Origin of the sequence: Citrifermentans bemidjiense Bem (assembly GCF_000020725.1) — a bacterium.
In the GTDB taxonomy this organism is placed as follows: domain Bacteria; phylum Desulfobacterota; class Desulfuromonadia; order Geobacterales; family Geobacteraceae; genus Geomonas; species Geomonas bemidjiensis.
In genome coordinates this window covers 3,636,763-3,654,595 of the sequence record NC_011146.1, presented here as the reverse complement: position 1 = coordinate 3,654,595, position 17,833 = coordinate 3,636,763, and the positions used below count along the sequence as shown (strand labels likewise).

22 protein-coding genes are annotated in these 17,833 nt (G+C 59.4%); 14 read left to right on the top strand and 8 right to left on the bottom strand.

All coding sequences use genetic code 11. The features are described from left to right. Positions 1-516 carry a prepilin-type N-terminal cleavage/methylation domain-containing protein gene (locus GBEM_RS15840; protein ID WP_012531605.1) on the bottom strand — a complete coding sequence of 172 codons (516 nt, stop codon included), beginning with the start codon at positions 514-516 and terminating at the stop codon, positions 1-3. 345 nt (positions 517-861) lie between these two features. On the opposite strand from GBEM_RS15840, the gene GBEM_RS15835 reads away from it, so the two are divergent. The 4 genes from GBEM_RS15835 to GBEM_RS15820 all read left to right on the top strand — a co-directional run bounded on the left by GBEM_RS15835 (position 862) and on the right by GBEM_RS15820 (position 3,917). After that, on the top strand, positions 862-1,368 hold the full coding sequence (locus GBEM_RS15835) for a zinc ribbon domain-containing protein (protein ID WP_012531604.1): 507 nt from the start codon (positions 862-864) through the stop codon (positions 1,366-1,368). Positions 1,369-1,402: 34 nt separating this feature from the next. Further along, positions 1,403-2,116, top strand: a complete 714-nt coding sequence (locus GBEM_RS15830) for a class I SAM-dependent methyltransferase (RefSeq protein ID WP_012531603.1) — start codon at positions 1,403-1,405, stop codon at positions 2,114-2,116. A gap of 11 nt (positions 2,117-2,127) precedes the next feature. Continuing rightward, positions 2,128-2,934: an RNA polymerase sigma factor gene (locus GBEM_RS15825; protein ID WP_012531602.1), complete on the top strand. Its 807-nt coding sequence runs from the start codon at positions 2,128-2,130 to the stop codon at positions 2,932-2,934. 65 nt (positions 2,935-2,999) lie between these two features. Next, entirely contained in the window at positions 3,000-3,917 is a 918-nt protein-coding gene (locus tag GBEM_RS15820; protein WP_012531601.1) for an alpha/beta fold hydrolase, read from the top strand. A 230-nt stretch (positions 3,918-4,147) separates the two neighbouring features. On the opposite strand, the gene GBEM_RS15815 is transcribed toward GBEM_RS15820, so the two are convergent. From GBEM_RS15815 to GBEM_RS15800, 4 genes are all read right to left on the bottom strand, one after another. After that, entirely contained in the window at positions 4,148-5,056 is a 909-nt protein-coding gene (locus tag GBEM_RS15815; protein ID WP_012531600.1) for an MBL fold metallo-hydrolase, read from the bottom strand. Between the two features lie 76 nt (positions 5,057-5,132). Next, positions 5,133-6,353 (bottom strand): MFS transporter, encoded by a 1,221-nt coding sequence (locus tag GBEM_RS15810; protein WP_012531599.1) that lies wholly within the window; start codon positions 6,351-6,353, stop codon positions 5,133-5,135. Positions 6,354-6,501: 148 nt separating this feature from the next. Beyond that, positions 6,502-6,933 (bottom strand): hypothetical protein, encoded by a 432-nt coding sequence (locus GBEM_RS15805; protein WP_012531598.1) that lies wholly within the window; start codon positions 6,931-6,933, stop codon positions 6,502-6,504. Positions 6,934-7,038: 105 nt separating this feature from the next. Beyond that, the gene (locus tag GBEM_RS15800; RefSeq protein ID WP_041263347.1) at positions 7,039-7,497 is read right to left on the bottom strand and encodes a nucleoside 2-deoxyribosyltransferase; all 459 of its coding nucleotides are present in this window, start codon (positions 7,495-7,497) and stop codon (positions 7,039-7,041) included. Positions 7,498-7,765: 268 nt separating this feature from the next. Here GBEM_RS15800 and GBEM_RS15795 point away from each other — a divergent pair, with 268 nt between their 5' ends. Beyond that, the gene (locus GBEM_RS15795) at positions 7,766-8,830 is read left to right on the top strand and encodes a cysteine synthase family protein (protein ID WP_318842302.1); all 1,065 of its coding nucleotides are present in this window, start codon (positions 7,766-7,768) and stop codon (positions 8,828-8,830) included. Here the strand turns inward: GBEM_RS15795 and mobA are convergent. After that, positions 8,766-9,374: a molybdenum cofactor guanylyltransferase gene (gene mobA, locus GBEM_RS15790; protein ID WP_318842314.1), complete on the bottom strand. Its 609-nt coding sequence runs from the start codon at positions 9,372-9,374 to the stop codon at positions 8,766-8,768. The genes GBEM_RS15795 and mobA overlap by 65 nt on opposite strands. 218 nt (positions 9,375-9,592) lie before the next feature. Here mobA and GBEM_RS15785 point away from each other — a divergent pair, with 218 nt between their 5' ends. The 6 genes from GBEM_RS15785 to GBEM_RS21850 all read left to right on the top strand — a co-directional run bounded on the left by GBEM_RS15785 (position 9,593) and on the right by GBEM_RS21850 (position 13,047). Beyond that, positions 9,593-10,453 (top strand): L,D-transpeptidase, encoded by an 861-nt coding sequence (locus GBEM_RS15785; RefSeq protein ID WP_012531594.1) that lies wholly within the window; start codon positions 9,593-9,595, stop codon positions 10,451-10,453. 250 nt (positions 10,454-10,703) lie between these two features. Next, positions 10,704-10,958, top strand: coding sequence for a DUF3553 domain-containing protein (locus GBEM_RS15780; RefSeq protein ID WP_012531593.1), 255 nt, complete (start codon positions 10,704-10,706; stop codon positions 10,956-10,958). 162 nt (positions 10,959-11,120) lie between these two features. Then, a complete protein-coding gene (locus tag GBEM_RS15775) occupies positions 11,121-11,348 on the top strand; it encodes a hypothetical protein (protein ID WP_012531592.1) in 228 nt (75 codons plus the stop codon). A gap of 149 nt (positions 11,349-11,497) precedes the next feature. Beyond that, positions 11,498-12,376 (top strand): Rossmann-like and DUF2520 domain-containing protein, encoded by an 879-nt coding sequence (locus GBEM_RS15770; RefSeq protein WP_012531591.1) that lies wholly within the window; start codon positions 11,498-11,500, stop codon positions 12,374-12,376. A 161-nt stretch (positions 12,377-12,537) separates the two neighbouring features. Continuing rightward, positions 12,538-12,801: a response regulator gene (locus GBEM_RS21855; protein WP_264175536.1), complete on the top strand. Its 264-nt coding sequence runs from the start codon at positions 12,538-12,540 to the stop codon at positions 12,799-12,801. Then, entirely contained in the window at positions 12,802-13,047 is a 246-nt protein-coding gene (locus GBEM_RS21850; protein WP_226373876.1) for a response regulator transcription factor, read from the top strand. A 96-nt stretch (positions 13,048-13,143) separates the two neighbouring features. Here the strand turns inward: GBEM_RS21850 and GBEM_RS15760 are convergent, their stop codons facing one another. After that, entirely contained in the window at positions 13,144-13,638 is a 495-nt protein-coding gene (locus GBEM_RS15760; RefSeq protein ID WP_012531590.1) for a chemotaxis protein CheW, read from the bottom strand. Positions 13,639-13,841: 203 nt separating this feature from the next. Between GBEM_RS15760 and GBEM_RS15755 the strand changes: the two genes are divergently transcribed. Next, positions 13,842-14,306 (top strand): pyridoxamine 5'-phosphate oxidase family protein, encoded by a 465-nt coding sequence (locus GBEM_RS15755; RefSeq protein ID WP_012531589.1) that lies wholly within the window; start codon positions 13,842-13,844, stop codon positions 14,304-14,306. Positions 14,307-14,457: 151 nt separating this feature from the next. Here the strand turns inward: GBEM_RS15755 and GBEM_RS20935 are convergent, their stop codons facing one another. After that, on the bottom strand, positions 14,458-14,712 hold the full coding sequence (locus GBEM_RS20935; RefSeq protein WP_226373978.1) for an MCP four helix bundle domain-containing protein: 255 nt from the start codon (positions 14,710-14,712) through the stop codon (positions 14,458-14,460). A 506-nt stretch (positions 14,713-15,218) separates the two neighbouring features. Here GBEM_RS20935 and buk point away from each other — a divergent pair. Both buk and GBEM_RS15740 read left to right on the top strand, forming a co-directional pair. Continuing rightward, positions 15,219-16,292, top strand: a complete 1,074-nt coding sequence (gene buk, locus GBEM_RS15745) for a butyrate kinase (RefSeq protein WP_012531587.1) — start codon at positions 15,219-15,221, stop codon at positions 16,290-16,292. After that, complete coding sequence (locus GBEM_RS15740) at positions 16,289-17,800, top strand: phosphate acyltransferase (protein WP_012531586.1); 1,512 nt, start codon at positions 16,289-16,291, stop codon at positions 17,798-17,800. Before buk ends, GBEM_RS15740 begins: the two co-directional genes overlap by 4 nt. Positions 17,801-17,833: the final 33 nt, after the last annotated feature.

Sequence of the window (17,833 nt, the reverse complement as noted above, 5' to 3'; positions counted from 1 at the left end):
CTAGAAATCCGATGCCAGGCCGATAAACCCGCCATTGCTGGCACGAATGACGTCGTCATGGCTTTCCGCGGCGCTTAGCGGGGTGCGGCTCAAGCCGTCCGCACCCATGCTGTAGAGGTCGAAATCCGAGTTGAGGGGATTGAGGAAGCGGTCCTTTCGGAAACTCCCTTTACCTTTTACCGAGCCGTCTGCGATGTTCAGGTATCGATAAGGATGCCCCCAAGGGTCCAGAAGGTTCTCGTAGCCTGCCTCTGCCAGTGTATCCGGCTGGTGGTTGTTGCTGATTTTATAGGCCGTGATCGAGGTTTGCAGCGTCACGATCTCTGCTTTGCAGCGGGCGACGCGCGCCTTGTAGACATAGTCGGAGAACGCAGGTAGAGCTATAGCCGCCAGTATGCCGATGATAGCTACGACTGTGAGTAGTTCGATCAGGCTGAATCCTCGCTGGCCGGAGTGCATCTCCGGCGTTTCCGCTCCAGATAGGATCAAGCGTGTTACCTGCTGATTATTCCGCACGAATGATCTCCAAGAGAAGCTTCAACCCCAGACAAAGACCAAAGCTGCCATTGCAAGTGAACTCCATTGCTACTACGTGTGCAGTACCACCCTGTCAGAAGTCTTCGGATAAAAAACTACAGGACTTTAGCTGTATTCCTGTAACGCCATCGACTCAATGGAGGAGATCGATGCCTGTTTATCGACGGAGAACTTGTTTTGACAGAGCTTGAAGCAAGCAACCTTGTGCAGCCGCATATTTTTCTTTTCTAATTGTAAACATTTAGGTATATTCGCTGAACTTTATTGAATGATAGGGTTCTTACCTTGTCTATGATGCACTTTTATGCCTAAAGGAGACGAATCATGTACGGCGGACAAAACCAGGAGGTCCTCGACACCAGCCTTTGCTACCAAGCCTTGGGAGTCTGTATCAGCGACTCCCCTCAGCTGATTGAAGAAACGTACGAGCGGCTGGTGCGGAAGTACAAGGCGGAATTCAACTCTATCGACCCGAGTATCAAGGAGGTGGCTCGCGAGCAGCTGGCCATCATCGAGAGGATGTACCACACCATCACATGCTCGGTAAGCTATGCCAGTAAGTCAAAAGATCAAAATAAGACGGTCAGTGCGGTGGGCAACAGGACCCGGGGCGAGCGCCGTATCACTTCCGACCTTGCCAACTGCCCGTCATGCAGTGCGCCTGTAAGCAAAGCTGCGCAGAGCTGTCCTTTCTGCAAGGCAGTTTTACTGACTCCCTGGAAGAAGTTTCAGCGCAAGTACTTCACCATGACGAACCTGCTCCTGTTCCTGATCGCGACGGTATCGATATCCCTGGTGGCGGCCTTGGTGCAGAGCAACTTCATGCACTAGGGGATCTCTCCCCAGGGGAACAAAAGGAGAAACCATGAAGCTCTCATGCTGTAGTGTTTTCTGTTGCAGTGGCACGGTATCCCCCTATGCCAAAGGGATGCTCGACGCAAGGATTTCCCAGGACCAAATCGGAAGCGTGTACGACAGGCTGTCGAGCATCTACGACATTTGGGGGAATCTTGCCGAGTCACGTGCCAGGCATCGGGCGATTGAGCTTGCCGAGATCGAAGATGGCCAAAGAATTGTGGAGGTAGCGGTAGGGACGGGACTTGCTTTTAACGAGATCGTGAAGCGAAACCCAAACGGCCGCAACACCGGAATCGATCTGTCCGCCGGCATGCTGGAGAAGGCGAAGAACCGCTTGAAGAAGCTCTCAGGCGTCCATTACGACCTCACTATCGGCACTGCGTTCGACCTTCCTGTAGAAACGGGGTGCGCAGACTTGCTCGTCAACAATTACATGTTCGACCTGATTCCTTACGATGACATGGATAGAGTACTGGCAGAGTTCCGGCGTGTTCTCAAAAGCGGCGGCAGGCTCATCCTGGTCAACATGACGGTCGGCGAGAGTCTGCCCAGCCGGCTCTACGACTTCGTTTACCGGCTATCTCCCAAAACCATGGGAGGGTGCCGCGGGGTGCGGCTGGCCGACAAGCTGAAACAGCACGGTTTCACGGTCGAGGTGAGGGAGTACCATCAGCAGATGCTATTTCCTTCCGAGGTGATCCTGGCTCATAAAGCGCGGTGACGAGCCTGAGCGTGCCGGAACAAACCGATCGAAACAATCTGAAGGTTCTCCCCGAGCTGTTCGACCAGTTGTACCGCGACAACCTGGACCTGGTGTACAAGCTCGCCTTGGGGCTTACGGGAAATATTGCCGACGCCGAGGAAGTGACCCAGGAGGCTTTTCTCAAGGCGTTTCGTTCCTACCATACCTTCCGCGAGGAGTGCGCTTTCTCCACCTGGATCTACCGCATCGCCATCAACGTTTCCAAGGACTACCTGAGGCAGCGGGCCAAACTCCCCGTTCCCGCGCTTACCGAGGACTTGGGCTACCTTCTGGAAGAAGTGCTCGACCCAAATCCCGACAACAACCCTGAAACTGCGCTTTTGGCGAATCTAGCCAGAGACAAATGCCTGCACAGCTTGACCGAATGCCTTCCGCTCGAACAGCGCAAGGTCTTTTGCCTGGCCATCACCCTGGGGTTGCCTCACAAGCTGGTCGCCGAGATCCTGGAATGTTCGGTAGCTTCGGTGAAAACCTCCCTGCACCGCGCCAAGGCGCGCTGGTTTGGCTATATGGACGACCGGTGCCAACTTATCAACAAGTCGGGGAGTTGCTCGTGCAAGCAGTGGGTGAGGTTCGGGGTGTCACAGGGGTGGTTCAGCGCGGAGGCTGCAGCCGCTTCGTCTTCCGCCGATATGGTGCAGGTAAAGGAAGATATCGGTGCGATGAAGGCGTTGCGCGTCATCTACCAGAGTAGTTGTCGGAAAAACGCAGACGAAACCTACGTTAAGAGAATCCGCGAAGGGATTGAAAGCAAGGAATGGGGTATTTTCTGCTGATTGAAATGTAACTTTTTGCCTCCGGTTGCGTCTAATAGACATCACCAAACAAGGAGGCTGAAGACATGACAGCAAAAGGTACAAAAGGGACGACGGGTAACGCAGGTATCAGGCCGCTGGCCGTTGAGGCCAACGGGCGCACCGTGCAGGCTCTCGAAGCGGGCGAGGGGGCGTTAGCCATAGCCATCCACGGCTTTCCGGATCTGCCGCTCTCTTTCCGCCACCAGATGAAGGCTCTGGCCGAAAGCGGCTACCGCGTGGTCGCCCCCTGCTTGCGTGGGTATTCCCCTTTGGATGTCGCATCGGACGGGCCCTTCGAGGTTGCCGTACTGGTCCAGGATCTGCTGGCGCTGATAGACCGGCTGACCGACAAGACGGCGGCTCTGATAGGTCATGACTGGGGGGGCGCCGTGGTGCGCGGCGCGGCGATAATGGCTCCGGAGAAAGTGGCCGGAATCGTCACCATGGCAGTTCCTACGGCGGATAATTTTGCGCGGGCGCTGTTGACGAGCCCCATCCAGCAGCGGCGTTCATGGTACATGTATTTTTTCCAGCTCCCCATTGCGGAAAGGGCCATGGCCAACGACGATTTCAGGTTCCTTGAAGAGCTGCGGCGGGAATGGTCGCCGGGATGGGATTGCCCGCAAGAAGTGATGTACGAGGTGAAGGCGGCGTTCCGAGCCCCTTCCGTACTGAAGGCCGCTTTGGGCTATTACCGTTCCCAGTTCAACCCGGCTCTGCAGCAGCCGGAGCTAGCCCCCCTTCGCAGGCGCTTGGCCGAACCCGTTCCGGTTCCGGCCCTGCACCTGCACGGTGCCGACGACGGCTGCATCGGCGCGGAGACCGTAGCCGGCATGGAAAGCGCTTTTAAGGGGCATTTCGAAAAACACATCATTCCGTCTGCCGGTCATTTCGTGCACCAGGAGCAACCGGGCCTGGTCAACGAGCTTATCCTGGAATTCCTGAAAAAAGAGTTCTCCTGAAACAAAAGGGGACAGGCTACTTTTTATAATCAAAAAGTAGCCTGTCCCCCTTTTTGTATAAAAACAGATAACATCCTGAAAAGACTGCTAAAGAGCGCAGGCGTGGCGCTACAGTGAGTGGAGTAAGGACAAACAGGTGACTGGAAGATAAAAGGGGACAGGCTACTTTTTCGAATCGAAAAGTAGCCTGTCCCCTTTTTCTGTCGTCGCTTGGCGGCGCAGTGCTGCGCCTAGTTTTTCCCGATGTACCTGCTGAGCACGTTGTAGTTCACCATCCATTCAGCCATGGAGCGCTTCGGCAGTTCTTTCAATAACTGCGCGGAAATGACCTGGGAATCCTGCGATTTCGTGGCCAGCTCCCGCGCCCTCTTGTCGAACAGGACGATGTAATTCTTCATGTCCCGGAGGTCCTTCTTGGTGGAAAGCGGGCCGTGCCCCGGGATGATGCCGTCGATCTCCATGTCGAGCAGTTTGTCGATGCTGCCGATCCACCCTTTGAAATCGCCGTCGGCAAGAAAGGGATGGAAATCGGTGAAGAGGATGTCGCCGCTGAAAAGGATCTTCTGCGTCGGGAGGTAGACCACGATGCTTCCGGCGGTGTGCGAGGGCGACAAACGGATCAGCCGGATCTCCTCCCCTCCCAGGTCTATCAGCATCTGATCGCTGAAGGCGAGGTTAGGGAGCACGACCTCGGTACCGGCCACGTCCTCAGGTTTCAGCCCCTTGCTCCCGATGTTGCGCAGCATCAGCGGCCCGTTCGCCTCTAAACTGGCCCGCTCCGCCTGGTGGGAGATGATGGCGGCGCCCAGATTGGCGAAGACGCAGTTCCCCAGGGCGTGGTCGAGATGGGTGTGGGTGTTGACGACGTACTTGATCGGCTTATTGGTGACCTTGCGGATGTCGGCCAGGAAACGCTTTCCTTCTTTGGCGGAGATCAGCGTGTCGACGACGAGGACACCGTCCCGCCCGATGACGATCCCTGCGTTGGCGGCGAAGCTGTTGCCGGGGGATGCATCCTTTACGCCGACGTAGGAATAGACGTTGTTGGATATCTTGGTGAGTTCCGCGCAGGCGCTGTTAACGAACAGCAGGGTGAGGACCAGTGCGGAGAGTGCGGCAAGTGCGGCTGTCTTTTTCATCCGAAGTTCTCCTTTTGCATTTTGATTTAAGCATCACATGGGATAACGGCTCGATATCGGGCAGGTGCGTCCGGGCTTATTTTTCTTTCGAGGTGCTACCTCGGTACAGGAGCAGAAACAGCAAGGTCGCCGCAAAGGTGATGCAACCGGCGGCCAGAAACCCGGTGGCAAAGCCGGTCCTTTTGATCACCACCCCCATGGTGGCGGAACTGAGCATCATGCCCAGATAGACGCAGCTGTTGTAAAGCCCCATCCCCAGGCCGCGCTGGCCGGCAGGCATCACGATCGCCACCAGCGAACTCAGCGCGGTGAAACTGGTCCCCATCCCGGCCCCGAGAAGACAGGCGCCGAGGATCATGGCGGCGAGGGTGTGGCTGGCGCCGGTCAGGGCGAGGGCGACGGCGCAGACGACGAGGCCGATGCCGGACATGGCGCCGCGGTCGATGCGGTCGCTCAAATGCCCGAACGGGATGCGCAAGAGGACGTTGACCAAGGCTTGGGCCGCGAAGACGATTCCTATCTGGTCGACGCTCAGCCCCGCCGCGCGCGCATGCAGGGGGAGAAAGGAGAGGTACATGCCGAAGCCGAAACAGCCGCCCAAGGTCCCGGCGAGCGCGGCCATGAGCCGCCCGTTGGAGAATATGGAGCTTGGCGGATGCTGGCCTTCGCCGTGGGTGCGGTGGGTGGCGTGGGTGTCCTTGGGGAGAAAGCAAAGGACCGCTATCAGCGCCACGGCGATCAGCACGCCGGAAACCAGGAAGACCTGCCTGAACCCGAGCCTCTGCCCGAACCAGCCGCCGGCGGCCGGGCCGATGGTCATGGCGAGGTAGACGGCGGTCGTGTACCAACTGTAGGCGCGGCCGACGTGCGAGCGCGGGACGATCCTCGCAACCGAGGACATCATGGTCGGGGTGAAGGCGGCGAGCCCGACGCCGAAGACGAGGTAGATGGCGCCCAGTGCGACCCAGTTGCCGCTTAGCGGGATGAGTAGCGACGCCGCGCTCATCAGCGCCAGTCCGGCAAGAAGGACCGGGGTGATGCCGACCTTGTCCGATATCAGCCCGGAGGGTACGGCCAGAAGCCCCGCGGAAAGCATGAAGGCGGCGTTGATCAGGCCGATCTGCGTGGTGCTGGCGCCGATGCCGCTGGCCAGAAGCGGCAGGACGGGAATCCGCATGTAGGCGCCCAGGAAACAGACGAAGCCGATCGCGCAGCAGATCAGGACCTGTGCCGCCTGGCGCTCTCCCGGGGTTTGGTGTTGTTCGTGTGGCTGGTTGTCTGTAGCAGAGTCGCTCATAATCCGGCAAAACTAGCGCCGCAGGGCGGGGGGTGTCAATAACAAACTACTTGCCCCGCAGGCAAAGGGTGGGCTTTGGCGGGTAAGCGGGGCGGCGGCGAAGAGGAAACTGTCAGAGGGTAGGGGATTTTCTTAGGTGAGCGGGCAACTACCGGCGCCGGTTGGCGTCGTCGTAAACCTTCGCTCCGCGCAGGCGCTGGTCGCCGATCTGGTGCGCGATCTCGTGCCTTTCCAGCTTGTTGTTGACCTTAAGTTCCTCATAACCCATGTACCCGGCCTTTGCCAGTTCGGCGACGATCTTCACGAAGCTTTCCTTGTCCTCGCGGGAGAGGTTGTGGAAACCGTCGAACCTGTTGGAGTTCCCCAGATTGAAGAAGTCGTCGACGGCGCTGAAGACGTCCTGGGAGGTAGAGATGTTGACGAAGTCATGATCTGCAGCAGCTGCGCCGCTTGCTTGCTCGCCGTCGGAAAGTAAGGCGAGAGCGCCGGGCCCCGAGGTTGTCTTGTCCTCTCTCCTAGCCGGCTTATCAATGGCTGATGCTTCCATGATGGCTTTGTATGCCGAGAGCGCCCGTATCATGTCGTACCTCCAGAAGCAGGTTGACTGTAACTACGCAGCCTGAGTCAGTGCATTCTTGTAATTTTACGCTTATTTGTCAATGGTAAAGGTGGCAGTGACAGTGTACTAAAACTCTATTGCCTCGATGCTCCTGAAAAGCCTGCCGCCGCTGTACTCGATGAAATGGAGCAACTGCAGGTTGAGGGGGAGGCCTGGCAGGTCGCCGCAATCGCGGATGTCGGTCCGCAGCCCGAAGCATCTTTTGCCTATCCCCGCTCCGAATCCCACTTCCGCCACGGTCCCGCTGTCGGGCTCGGTTCCGTCCAAGACGGCGAGGACCACGTCCGCCGCGCGTATCCCCTCTGCATTGACCCGGCCGGCGCATCGTGCTGCCTCCTCGATGGCGCCGGCGCGCTCCGGGCCGAAAGCTGTGCCAAGCGCGTCCTCTATGCGCCGCCCGACCTCCTCTTGGTCCCAGGGGTCGAAGACGGTGCAATGCAACTGGTTCAGGCGCTCTTTCACCTTGCCGCGGTAATGGTCGTTCTCCGGGCTGAAGCCTAGAGGCGAGGCCAGATATACTTTCATCTGTTTTCCGGCCCTGAAGCCGGGCGAATTTTCTGTCATAGGCGAAACCTCCCTCGATCCTGGCAAAACTAGCCCCCGCGCCGTGACCTGTCAATAATTTAAAGCCTGTTTCAGAGGGGCGGTACATCGATACAGGGAGAGGCCAATATTTGATTGTTGGCTGCAGCCCATGCGTGATATGCTGCGTCTGTTTGAAATAACTCATCGGGAATGGTTGTCATTGCCACTCCTGAGAGAAGCGAGGCTGACAGTGAGAGGTCAAAGTTTATTGGATTCCATCGGTGGTACACCGGTCGCTGAAATCTACTCCCTGTGCAAGAACCCTGCGGTCCGCATAGTGGCGAAACTGGAAGGGAACAACCCAGGGGGGTCGGTAAAGGATCGGCCTGCGCGGCAGATGATACTGGCCGCCGAGGCGAGCGGCGAACTGACGCCGGACAAGGTAATCCTGGAGCCGACCTCGGGCAACACCGGCATAGCCCTGGCGATGATCGCGGCGGCGAGGGGGTACCGGATCAAGCTGGTGATGCCCGCGTGCGTGAGCGTGGAGCGGCGCAGCGTGCTGGAGGCGTACGGCGCGGAGATCGTGCTCTCGCCGGGGTGCGAGGCGACCGACGGCGCCATCAGGCTGGCCCACAAGATCCTGGCCGAGGATCCGGCAAAATATTACATGCCCAACCAGTACGCCAATCCCAACAACGTGCTGGCCCACTACAAGACCACCGGCCCGGAGATATGGCATCAGACCGGCGGAGAGGTAACGCATGTGGTGGCGGGAATGGGCACGAGCGGCACGCTCATGGGGCTCGCCTCCTACTTCAAGGAGGTAAAGCCCTCGGTCCAGGTGGTAGGGGTCGAACCGACCCTGGGGCACAAGATCCAGGGGCTGAAAAACATGAAGGAGGCGATCGTTCCCCCCATCTACGACTGTGCTGCCTACCACCGCAACCTCGTGGTGGAAGACGACGACGCCTTCGAAACGGCCCGGCTTCTCGCGGCCCACGAGGGGATCTTCTGCGGCATGTCGGGCGGTGCCGCGGTCTTCGGCGCGCTGCAGCTGGCCTCGGAACTTTCCTCCGGGGTGATCGTGGTCATCGTCCCGGACCGCGGGGATCGTTACCTCAGCACCAACCTCTTCAAGTCCATGTGCGCGCAGTGCCCCCCTGACGCTGTCTGCCCAACTGAAGAAAAAAGAAAGCCCCGGCATCCCGCCGGGGCTTTTTGTTTGTCCTCTTCCCCCATCTCTGATCCTCCTGTTTCCGACTTCCTCAACCGGCGGGGCACCGGCCACCGGTCCCCGCTGCCAGTTGCGCGAACTGCTCGGGCGTGTTGATGTTGCAAAAGGCAGTGCCGTCCGGGTCCAGGGGCGCGAGTTCTCCGGGGGGGACCAGCCGCACTTTTACCTCCGGGTACCAGGCGTAGGCGCAGAAATCCCCCCTTTCCAACTGCAAGCGGATCGGCTCCAGGCACCCCTTCTTGTAGAGCGCGAAAAGCGGTTCATACCCCTGGGGCGTCTCCGGCACCACCGCAGCATAGCCGTCGCTTAGGGAGCAGAGATAGCGGAGCACTGCCGCGTTCGGGAAAGGGAGATCGCAGGAGGAGACGAAAACGGCCTCGGTATCGGCCAGGCTCAAGGCGGTATAGATGCCCCCCAGGGGGGATCCGGGATAGAGGTCGGGGAGGACCGGGAGATCGTAGCCGGCGAAACGCTCCGGCGCGCCCCCCGCCAGGACCACGCGCGAAAAGCTCTCCTGGAAGAGTTCCAGGACGCGCTGGAAAAGAGGCTTCCCGGCGACCTCAAGAAAGGCCTTGTCACGACCCATGCGGCGGCTCTTCCCCCCGACGAGAATGACACCTGTTACATCGCCTTTTTCCACCTCTGACACAATCGCTCCGGTTTTATCGATGCAGACGGCAGGTCCGCATGCTGTTGTTGTCAGCACTCTCCAAGAAAGCCAGCAAAGATATATGCGGATAGTTTCGGCGGGTCAAGTGAAAACAAGCTGAACTATCTTCCTCTTTATCTGGCCCTTTGGTAGAATGAATCTGCCATAGGAAAGTCTCCAAGCTTCTTTGTCTCGTGACGAGGCATGTGATGAGACTCTTGATACGGACATGCATCTTTCTTGTAATGATAGTGGGCATATGCTCTCTCCCCTCTGCTGCAGTTCAAAAACTCCAATCCCTATGCGACCTGCACTACCCCAGTGACTATCTCTATGAGTGGGACTGTGTAAAACTGACCTCAAAGGACACTCCCTACCGGATCTTCGGCAAGCTCTGGCAGGACGGGCTGCGCTTCAACAGAATGGACCGGCGCCATTTCATCGCGGGAATGTCCATAAAGGTACCCAAGCGGATCGAGGAGATCAGGGGCTTCAACCCGATGCCTCCCTTTTATTACGAGGCGGAGAAGCAACCGCAACTCATCCTCATCGATCAAAACGAGATGTTCTTGGGCGCCTATGAGTACGGAAGCCTGGTATTCTCCGCGCCGGTCGCCGTGGGGGTCGAGGAGTACCGCCTCAAAAACGGCAGCTACCAGATCGACACGGTGGACCCGGTCCACGAATCGAGCCTCTACCCGGTGGAAGGGACGGAGCGCGCCTACCCGATGCACTACGGGCTGCGCTTCCACATCGACAAGCGGATGGATGGCTGGACCTCGTACTGGATCCACGGCAGGGACCTTCCCGGATACCCCGCCTCCCACGGCTGCATCGGCCTCTACGACGAGGAGATGCAGGCGGAGTACTACGGCGAGCCCGACCGGCCGCTACTCATGGATGCGAAAAAGCTCTACCGCTGGGTGGTGGGCGACAAAGATACCGGAGCCTTGCAGAAATTCCGGGGGCCGGTGGTGATCATCATGGGCGAACCGCAGATTCCCCCCGAGCAGTTGAAGCCCGTCGAGCTCCCCCCGCAGCTTCCGCCGACAACGCCTCCTGGGCTGTGACCGCAGCCTTCATGAACGTCCTGCGAAACTAATATCCCGGCAGCCACTGTTCATTTCGTTTTTCCGGTGTATAGTTTCGTTCGTGCCTGCTGAAGCAGGCCGGCTCCACGCTGTTCGTCATATCTATTCAGTACCCGTTTTTGATTACACCAAAATCCATATCCATCCAGCTTTTCCTGTTCGACCTGTTTCCAGGCCGGTTGCTAAGCCGCGTCTGAAAACTACTTCAGTGCCTCCAAGGGGAATAACAATGATCGTCAAACGTGGTAGCGTCGTTATTCATTCCGTTGCCAAAGAATGGGGCGTCGGCAAAGTCGTAGAGGTCAACGAGATCCGGGCGACCATCCGCTTCAACGACGGCATCATCAGGAAAATCGTCTCCTCGCACTTTCGAAGCCTGAAGCCGGCCGATCCGAGCTCTTACCTGCCGGCGGCAAAAGAGGTTCCGCCCGTAAAGCCGAGGAGGAGGACGGCGAGCCCGAAGACTAAGAAACCGAGCCTTTAGCTCAGGTGGCGCGAACGCGGGGCCGAAAAGGGAGGCTTACGGACGGCAACGAGAACATGGCGGCGACAGGAGCCTGTTTTTACAGTTGCGGAGCCTGGATTTCCCGTCATAATCTTTTTCATGAAAGGACATCGTCTGCCGCTTCCATGAGAGGAGAGAGCTATGAAATGCCCGGTATGCAGGAACCATAAGCAGGTGAACACCAACTTTCACTCCGACGGTTTCAAGGAAGGAATCACCGAGTGCAGCATCTGCGGCGCCGCCTGGTCGGTGAACCACGGCGTCACCGAAATCGTGAGAGACCCGCAGGTCGACTCCTTTCTCCAGGCGCAAAGCGAGTGCGTCGAGGGGGACGACTACAGCCTGAACCCCGACGGCAAAAAGCCGTAACCTCAACCCGCGCCGCTCGGCTGCGGTATCATAGATCCCCCCTGAAACCCCCTCCTCACCGGTGGGGGTTTGTTTTTGCGGCAGCGTTGACACCGCGCGAAGGTTTGCTGTACCCTGACCGAACTGTTCACGGCAAGAGGTGGTCTCATATGAAATCTTTCAGCATCATCGGCTGCGGCGCCGTCGGCAAGACGGTCGGCCGCCTTTTTTATGAGGCGGGCATACTCGAGCCGCGGGATATCCTGACACGCTCGCTGCCAAGCGCCAAGGACGCCGCCGCATTCATCGGGGCGGGGAGGGCGACGGCTTCCTGGCAGGAACTGCGCGAGGCCGACCTCTACCTGGTGGCCGCCTCCGACGATGCCATCGCCACCTGCGCCAAGTCCCTTGCGGAGAGCGGGGCGGTGCAGCCGGGAGCGGTCGTCTGCCATCTGAGCGGCGCCCTTTCCAGCGCCGTACTGGAGCCGGTCGCGCGTCTCGGGGCAGCGGTTGCCAGCGTGCACCCGGTAAAGAGCTTCGCGCACCCGAACCTTTGCGTCATGGACTTCGCCGGCACCTGGTGCGGCATCGAAGGGGACCCGGCGGCGGTGGATTTTCTCAGCGGCGCCTTCCGCGCCATCGGGGGCGAGCTCTTCACCCTCGACCCCAGGTTCAAGACCATCTACCACGCCGGTTCCGTACTGGTCTGCAACTACCTCACCGCTCTGATCGAGGCCGGCGCCAAGGCCTACCAAAAGGGAGGGGTCCCCCGCGAGCAGGCGTTCCAGGTCATGGAGCCCTTGGTGCGCGCCACGGTGGAGAACGTCTTCAGGACCGGGACGGTGCAGGCGCTGACCGGCCCCATCGCGCGCGGAGACGCGGCCGTCGTGTCGGCGCAACTGGAAGCGCTCGAAGCTTGGGATGGCGAAATGGCGCGGCTCTACCGCGACCTTGCCGTCGTGGCTCTGGACCTTTCCCGCAGGCGCGGTCAGGCAAGCGACTCAGGCCTTGAGGCTTTGGCAAGGCTGCTGGATAAGGAACAGGAATAACGAAGAACGCGAACAGTACCAGAGGGCGAAAAAGCAGGAGAAGAGATGATAAGGGTCATGGTCGTTGACGATCACAGCATAGTCCGGGAGGGGGTACGGAGCAGTTCCCCGATCTGACCGTGGTGGCTGAGGCCGATAACGGCAGGAAAGCGTTGGAACTGGTGGCCGAAGCAGCACCCCATGTGGTGCTGATGGATCTGACCATGCCGGGGATGAACGGCATAGATGCCACGCAGCGCCTTTTTGCGGGCTATCCCGAGGTCCGCGTGCTGATTCTCTCCATGCACAAGGACAAGCGCTTCGTCTCGCAGGCGTTTCGTGCCGGACCCGTGGATATCTACTCAAGGAGTGTGCCTCCGCCGAGCTGGTGCAGGCGGTGCGGCGGGTCGCCGCCGGCGAGATGTACGTCTGCCACGGCATCATAGGTGTATTACGTCACGCGCCTTCCCGAATCGCTGATACAGCCTGAAATACCGCTTACCCCGAGGGAAAGGGAAGTGCTGCAACTGATCGCCGAGGGCAGCAACGCCAAGAACGTGGCGTACCTGCTCAACATCAACGTGAAGACGGTGGATACCCACCGGCAGCAGATCATGAAGAAACTGGGGCTCTCCGGGATGGCAGCCCTTGCCAAATACGCACTCCGCGCCGGGTTTATCCCCCTCGATTAGCACCGCCCCCTTTACCAGTGAGGCAGGCAGACGCAAAAAAGGCAGCCTGGGTGCATGACCCGGCTGCCTTTTGGTTGCTGACGCTGTGTTTGGCGCTTAAGCTGCGGCGCCTTCCACTTCGCGCGCCAGTTCCAGCTCGCTGGAGGTGAACACCTTGTCGATGTCCAGGATGATGATGAACTGGTCGTTGTGTTTCCCCATCCCCTTGATGAACTCGGTATTGAGCTTCGTGCCGATGCGCGGCGGCGGCTCGATCTGGTCCGGCTCGAGATCGAGCACTTCCTGGACCGCATCTGCCATGGCGCCCATCACCACACGCTCCCCTTCCAGCTCGACCTCGACGATGATGACGCAGGTGTTTACCGTCTGCTCCGCCATCACCATCCCGAACTTCAAGCGCAGGTCCACTACCGGCACCACGCTGCCGCGCAGGTTGATGACACCGCGCATGTAGTCCGGCGTCTGGGGCACCTTGGTGATGGTGGTGAAATCGAGCACTTCACGCACCTTCCCGATGTCGAGTGCGAAGAGCTCGTCCTCCAGTTTGAACGTCAGATACTGTGTAGTCTCCGTGATAGTCTCGACTGCCATAGTTGTTCTCCTCTCTCAGGGATTGATGCTATAGGACTTGGGGCCGGTCGACAGCCCGGTGGTTCTTTTCTGTATAAAGTATCGACAGATACAGAAAAAATTTGAGAAGTTTTTTCCACATTATTCAGATATAATCCAAAGCCTGCTTTATGCCTTGTTACCGGTGGCTTATCCCGGACTATGAGCACCCCGAGGGAGGATCAATGCGGCATGAGATGAGAAGGAGAGAGCGGCAACTGGATGAAGCGCATGTATCTGCACTGCTGGAAAAGGGCGACGTCTGTCATCTGGCGATGGTGGACCGTGGAGAGCCTTACCTGGTCACCCTCAACTACGGTTACCGTGACTCGATCATGTATTTCCACTGCGCCATGCAGGGGAGAAAAAAGGACCTGCTAGAGTGTGGCAGCCGTGTCTGCTTCACCGTCGTCCCCCGCCATGAGCTGCTGGCGGCTGAAAAAGGGTGCGACTTCAGCATGAAATACGAAAGCGTGGTCGGCTACGGGGCCGTACGCGTGCTCGAGGACCCCGAGGAGAAGCGCCGGGGCCTCGCCATCATCATGGCCCAGTACGCACCGGGGGACTTCGTCTTCCCGGATGCTTCGCTGGCGAGGACGCTGGTGTTCGCGGTCGACATCGAGGAGCTCTCCGGCAAGAGCAACTATTGAAACGGTTGTGGGGAGTTGACGGTCTGTGCAGTTGCGGGGAGAGTGGGGCTTGCCGTATGCCAGGCGACAAAACGCGGCAGCATCGGATATCGATGCTGCCGCGTTGTTTGTTGGTGGCAGCGGCGGGAAGTCCTAGTTGCTCTCGAAAGCCTCATCCTCCAGCTTCAGGTCGACCGTCGGTCGCACCGTGCTGGAACGGGTCAGGCGCTGCCCCTTCGCCGCGGCTGCGGCGGCCGGCTTCCTGCTCGGCCAGCGCCGCCTTTTTGCCCTCGCCGTTTAAAAGCGCCATCGCCTCGGCGTCCTTGTCAGCCTGCGCCAGCGGAACCAATCGGTCTAGCACCTGGGTATACTCCTGCCTGCTTTTTTTGAACTCCTCGAAAAGCTTCCTCCCTTGCTCGGAGACGATCGTCTTTTGAAAGCAGCGCTCCGTTCAGTTTGTAGAACCAGGTCATTGCTGCAGTCTCCTCTATAACTATTTCGTTTCGTTCATGGGGAACATGATTGTTCCAGCTTGAAAGTCAGATACAGTATGGTTTCCTTAACTGTGTCAACTGCCACGGCTCTATCCCTTTTGCTGTGTGCGGTAAGTTTCTGTAGCAGATGCACTCGATGCGGAGAACCTTTGTGTTCGGTGATTGAACCTATCGAAAGTCCGAGGAGAAATTTAGCTTTTTCAATAAAAGTTGAACGTTTATAATGTAAACGATAATTCATCGCGTAACAAAGTTGGCAATATCCAGAGACGCGCTGGAAATAAACTGTTAACAATATTTGTAATCACAATGTAATAGTAATCGAACGCATCTGATTCTAACGGCAATATAATGCCAACTGTTGCAGCATCATTACAAAGATATAGTCACCTGCAATTCATGATCTGCCGTAGAGCGATTGTCTAGCATCGAGGTTCACATGAGAATACTGGCCATCGATCCCGGGTCCACATCCACTAAAATCGGCGTGTATCAGGACGGGCTCACCACCAAGGGGGGGATCGAGCATCCGCGCCCGGAGATCGGCTGCTTCGCCTCCGTCATGGACCAGTTCGACTACCGCATGCAGGTCGTCCGGCAGTACCTGGAACAGGAAGGTTTCGGAGCATGCGGGTTCGATGCCGTGGTGGGGCGCGGCGGGCTGGTGCGGCCGGTGCCCGGAGGGATCTATCTCGTCAACGACGCCCTGGTGCGGGATCTGCGCGACGCGGTAAGCGGCGAACATGCGGCGAACCTGGGGGGGGTACTGGCGCTGGGATTTGCCGAGCTCCACGGCGTTCCCGCTTTCGTGGTGGACCCCCCCGTCATAGACGAGATGTGGCCGCTGGCCCGCTTCTCCGGGCTTAAGGGGATCGAGCGCAAGAGCATGTTCCACGCCTTGAATCAAAAAGCCGTGGCGCGGGACGTAGCCCAGGAGATCGGTCGGGGCTACGACGAGGTCAACCTGATCGTGGTGCACATGGGGAGCGGTATTACGGCGGGGGCGCACCGGAAGGGGAGGGTGGTCGACGTCAACAACGGCCTGAACGGCGACGGCCCCTTCTCGCCGGAGCGAAGCGGAGGGCTCCCGGTGATCGGCGTGTTGCAGCTCATCGAAGAGGGGATTCACACCCCGGACGAACTCAAGGCCATCGTGGCGCGCAGAGGGGGGCTCTTCTCCTATCTGGGTTCTCCCGACCTGCGCGAGGTGGAGCGGATGGCGGCGCAGGGGAATCTCAAGGCCCGGCTGGCGGTCGATGCCATGATTTACCAGGTGGCCAAGGAAATCGGCGCCTTGGCGGCGGCGCTCGACGGGGAGGTCGACGGCATCGTCCTGACCGGCGGGGTTGCTTACAGCGCGAGCCTGGTGGAGCAGTTGACGCGCAAGGTGCGCTTCATCGCGCCGCTGTACCTGCGTCCCGGGGAACACGAGATCGAGGCGCTTTTGGCCGCGGCCCTAAGGGTGATGAACGGCGAGGAGCAGGCGAAGGAGTACACGGGGGGAGCGGCATGAAGATAGGGGGTAATCTGCAGGCGGTGCTGCAGGCGAGGGGGGTAGCACCGGAGAGCGTGCGCGAGGCGCTGGGATGGGATCGGGACACGCTGGACCGGGTGCTGGCCGACCGGCTCTCGCCCGGCATCTCCGAGCTCTTGCGGCTGGCCACCTTTCTCGGGGTCGGCATCTCCGAGCTTTTGGGGGGGGCGGAGCAGATCGGGAAAAAGGCGGTGAAGACCGGCGTAGGCGAGCGGGTCGGCGTGGACCGGAAAAATTTTCTCCACTACGAGAGCCTCGCCTCCGCCTTTGCCGGGAGGCACCTGGAGCCCTTCGTGGTGGAGGTGTATCGCGGTGCTCAAGGGAGCGAGGACGTGAGCCGCCATGCCGGGGAGGAATTTTTATTCCTTCTGAGCGGCGAGCTGCAGGTGACGGTTGCCGGGGAGGTGTTCCGCCTGGAGGCGGGGGATTCGCTTTATTTCGACTCGCAACTGCCGCATGCGCTCTCCTCTTTGAGCGAAAGCTGCCGGCTGGTCGCGGTCATCTACAAAGGGGCCTCCATGCTGCAGCTCACCAAGGGGCACGGCATGAAGAGCGTGATCGAGGCGGCTCGGCTGGTCCAGGGGCAGAGCCTGGTCCTCGTCTGTCCCGACGCCACCTCGCTGCGCGCGGTGAACAAGGGGATAGAGGAGGGAATCCTGGAAAAGGCGTACCTGGTGGGGAACCGCGCCTGCATAGAAGAGAGCTGCGGCCGGGACCTTCTCTTCCCGGGGCAGTACCGGTTCGTCGATCTGGAGCCGGGGGGGGAGTCCGAGCGGGAGGCGGCGCGCATCGGCGTGGAACTGATCCGTTCGGGTGCGGGGGACATGCTGATGAAGGGGGGGCTCAACACCGCCGTCATCATCAAGGCAGCGCTCGCCAAGGAAGAGGGGATCGGGACCGGCAGGCGGCTTTCCAACGTGAGCATCTTCGAGCTTCCCGGGGTGGAGCGGCTTGTTTTCCTCACCGACCCGGCCATAAATCCCGAGCTCTTTGCCCACGCCGAGGCGGCTTCGGGCGTCGACATCATAGACAACGCCATCGAGGTGGCCCGCGCCCTCGGGGTGGAGCGCCCGAAGGTGGCGCTTTTGGAGGCGAACGAGGTGCCGTCGGCAAAGATCCCGACGACGCTTTTGGAGCAGGCACTCTCGAAAAGGGAGTGGGAGGGGGCCGACGTCTACGGGCCGCTCTCCTACGACTTGGCGCTCTACCCGGAGGCGGTGGCCAAGAAGGGGATGGTGGGGAACCCGGTGGCCGGGCGCGCCGACATCCTCGTGGTGCCGCACATCTCGGGGGGGAATTTTCTCTACAAGAGCTGGGTCTTCACCATGGGGGCCGAGGTTGCCAACGTGGTCCTGGGCGCCAGCGCCCCCATCATACTCACCTCGCGCAGCGACAGCGATCTCACCAAGTTCCTCACCATCTGCGCCAGCGCCCTCTACAGTCATTTCCTCAGGGGAAAAGGCAAAGGTGAGAAGGGGTTATGTTGATTTCTAATCCGGGCACGCGTATGCTAATGAACG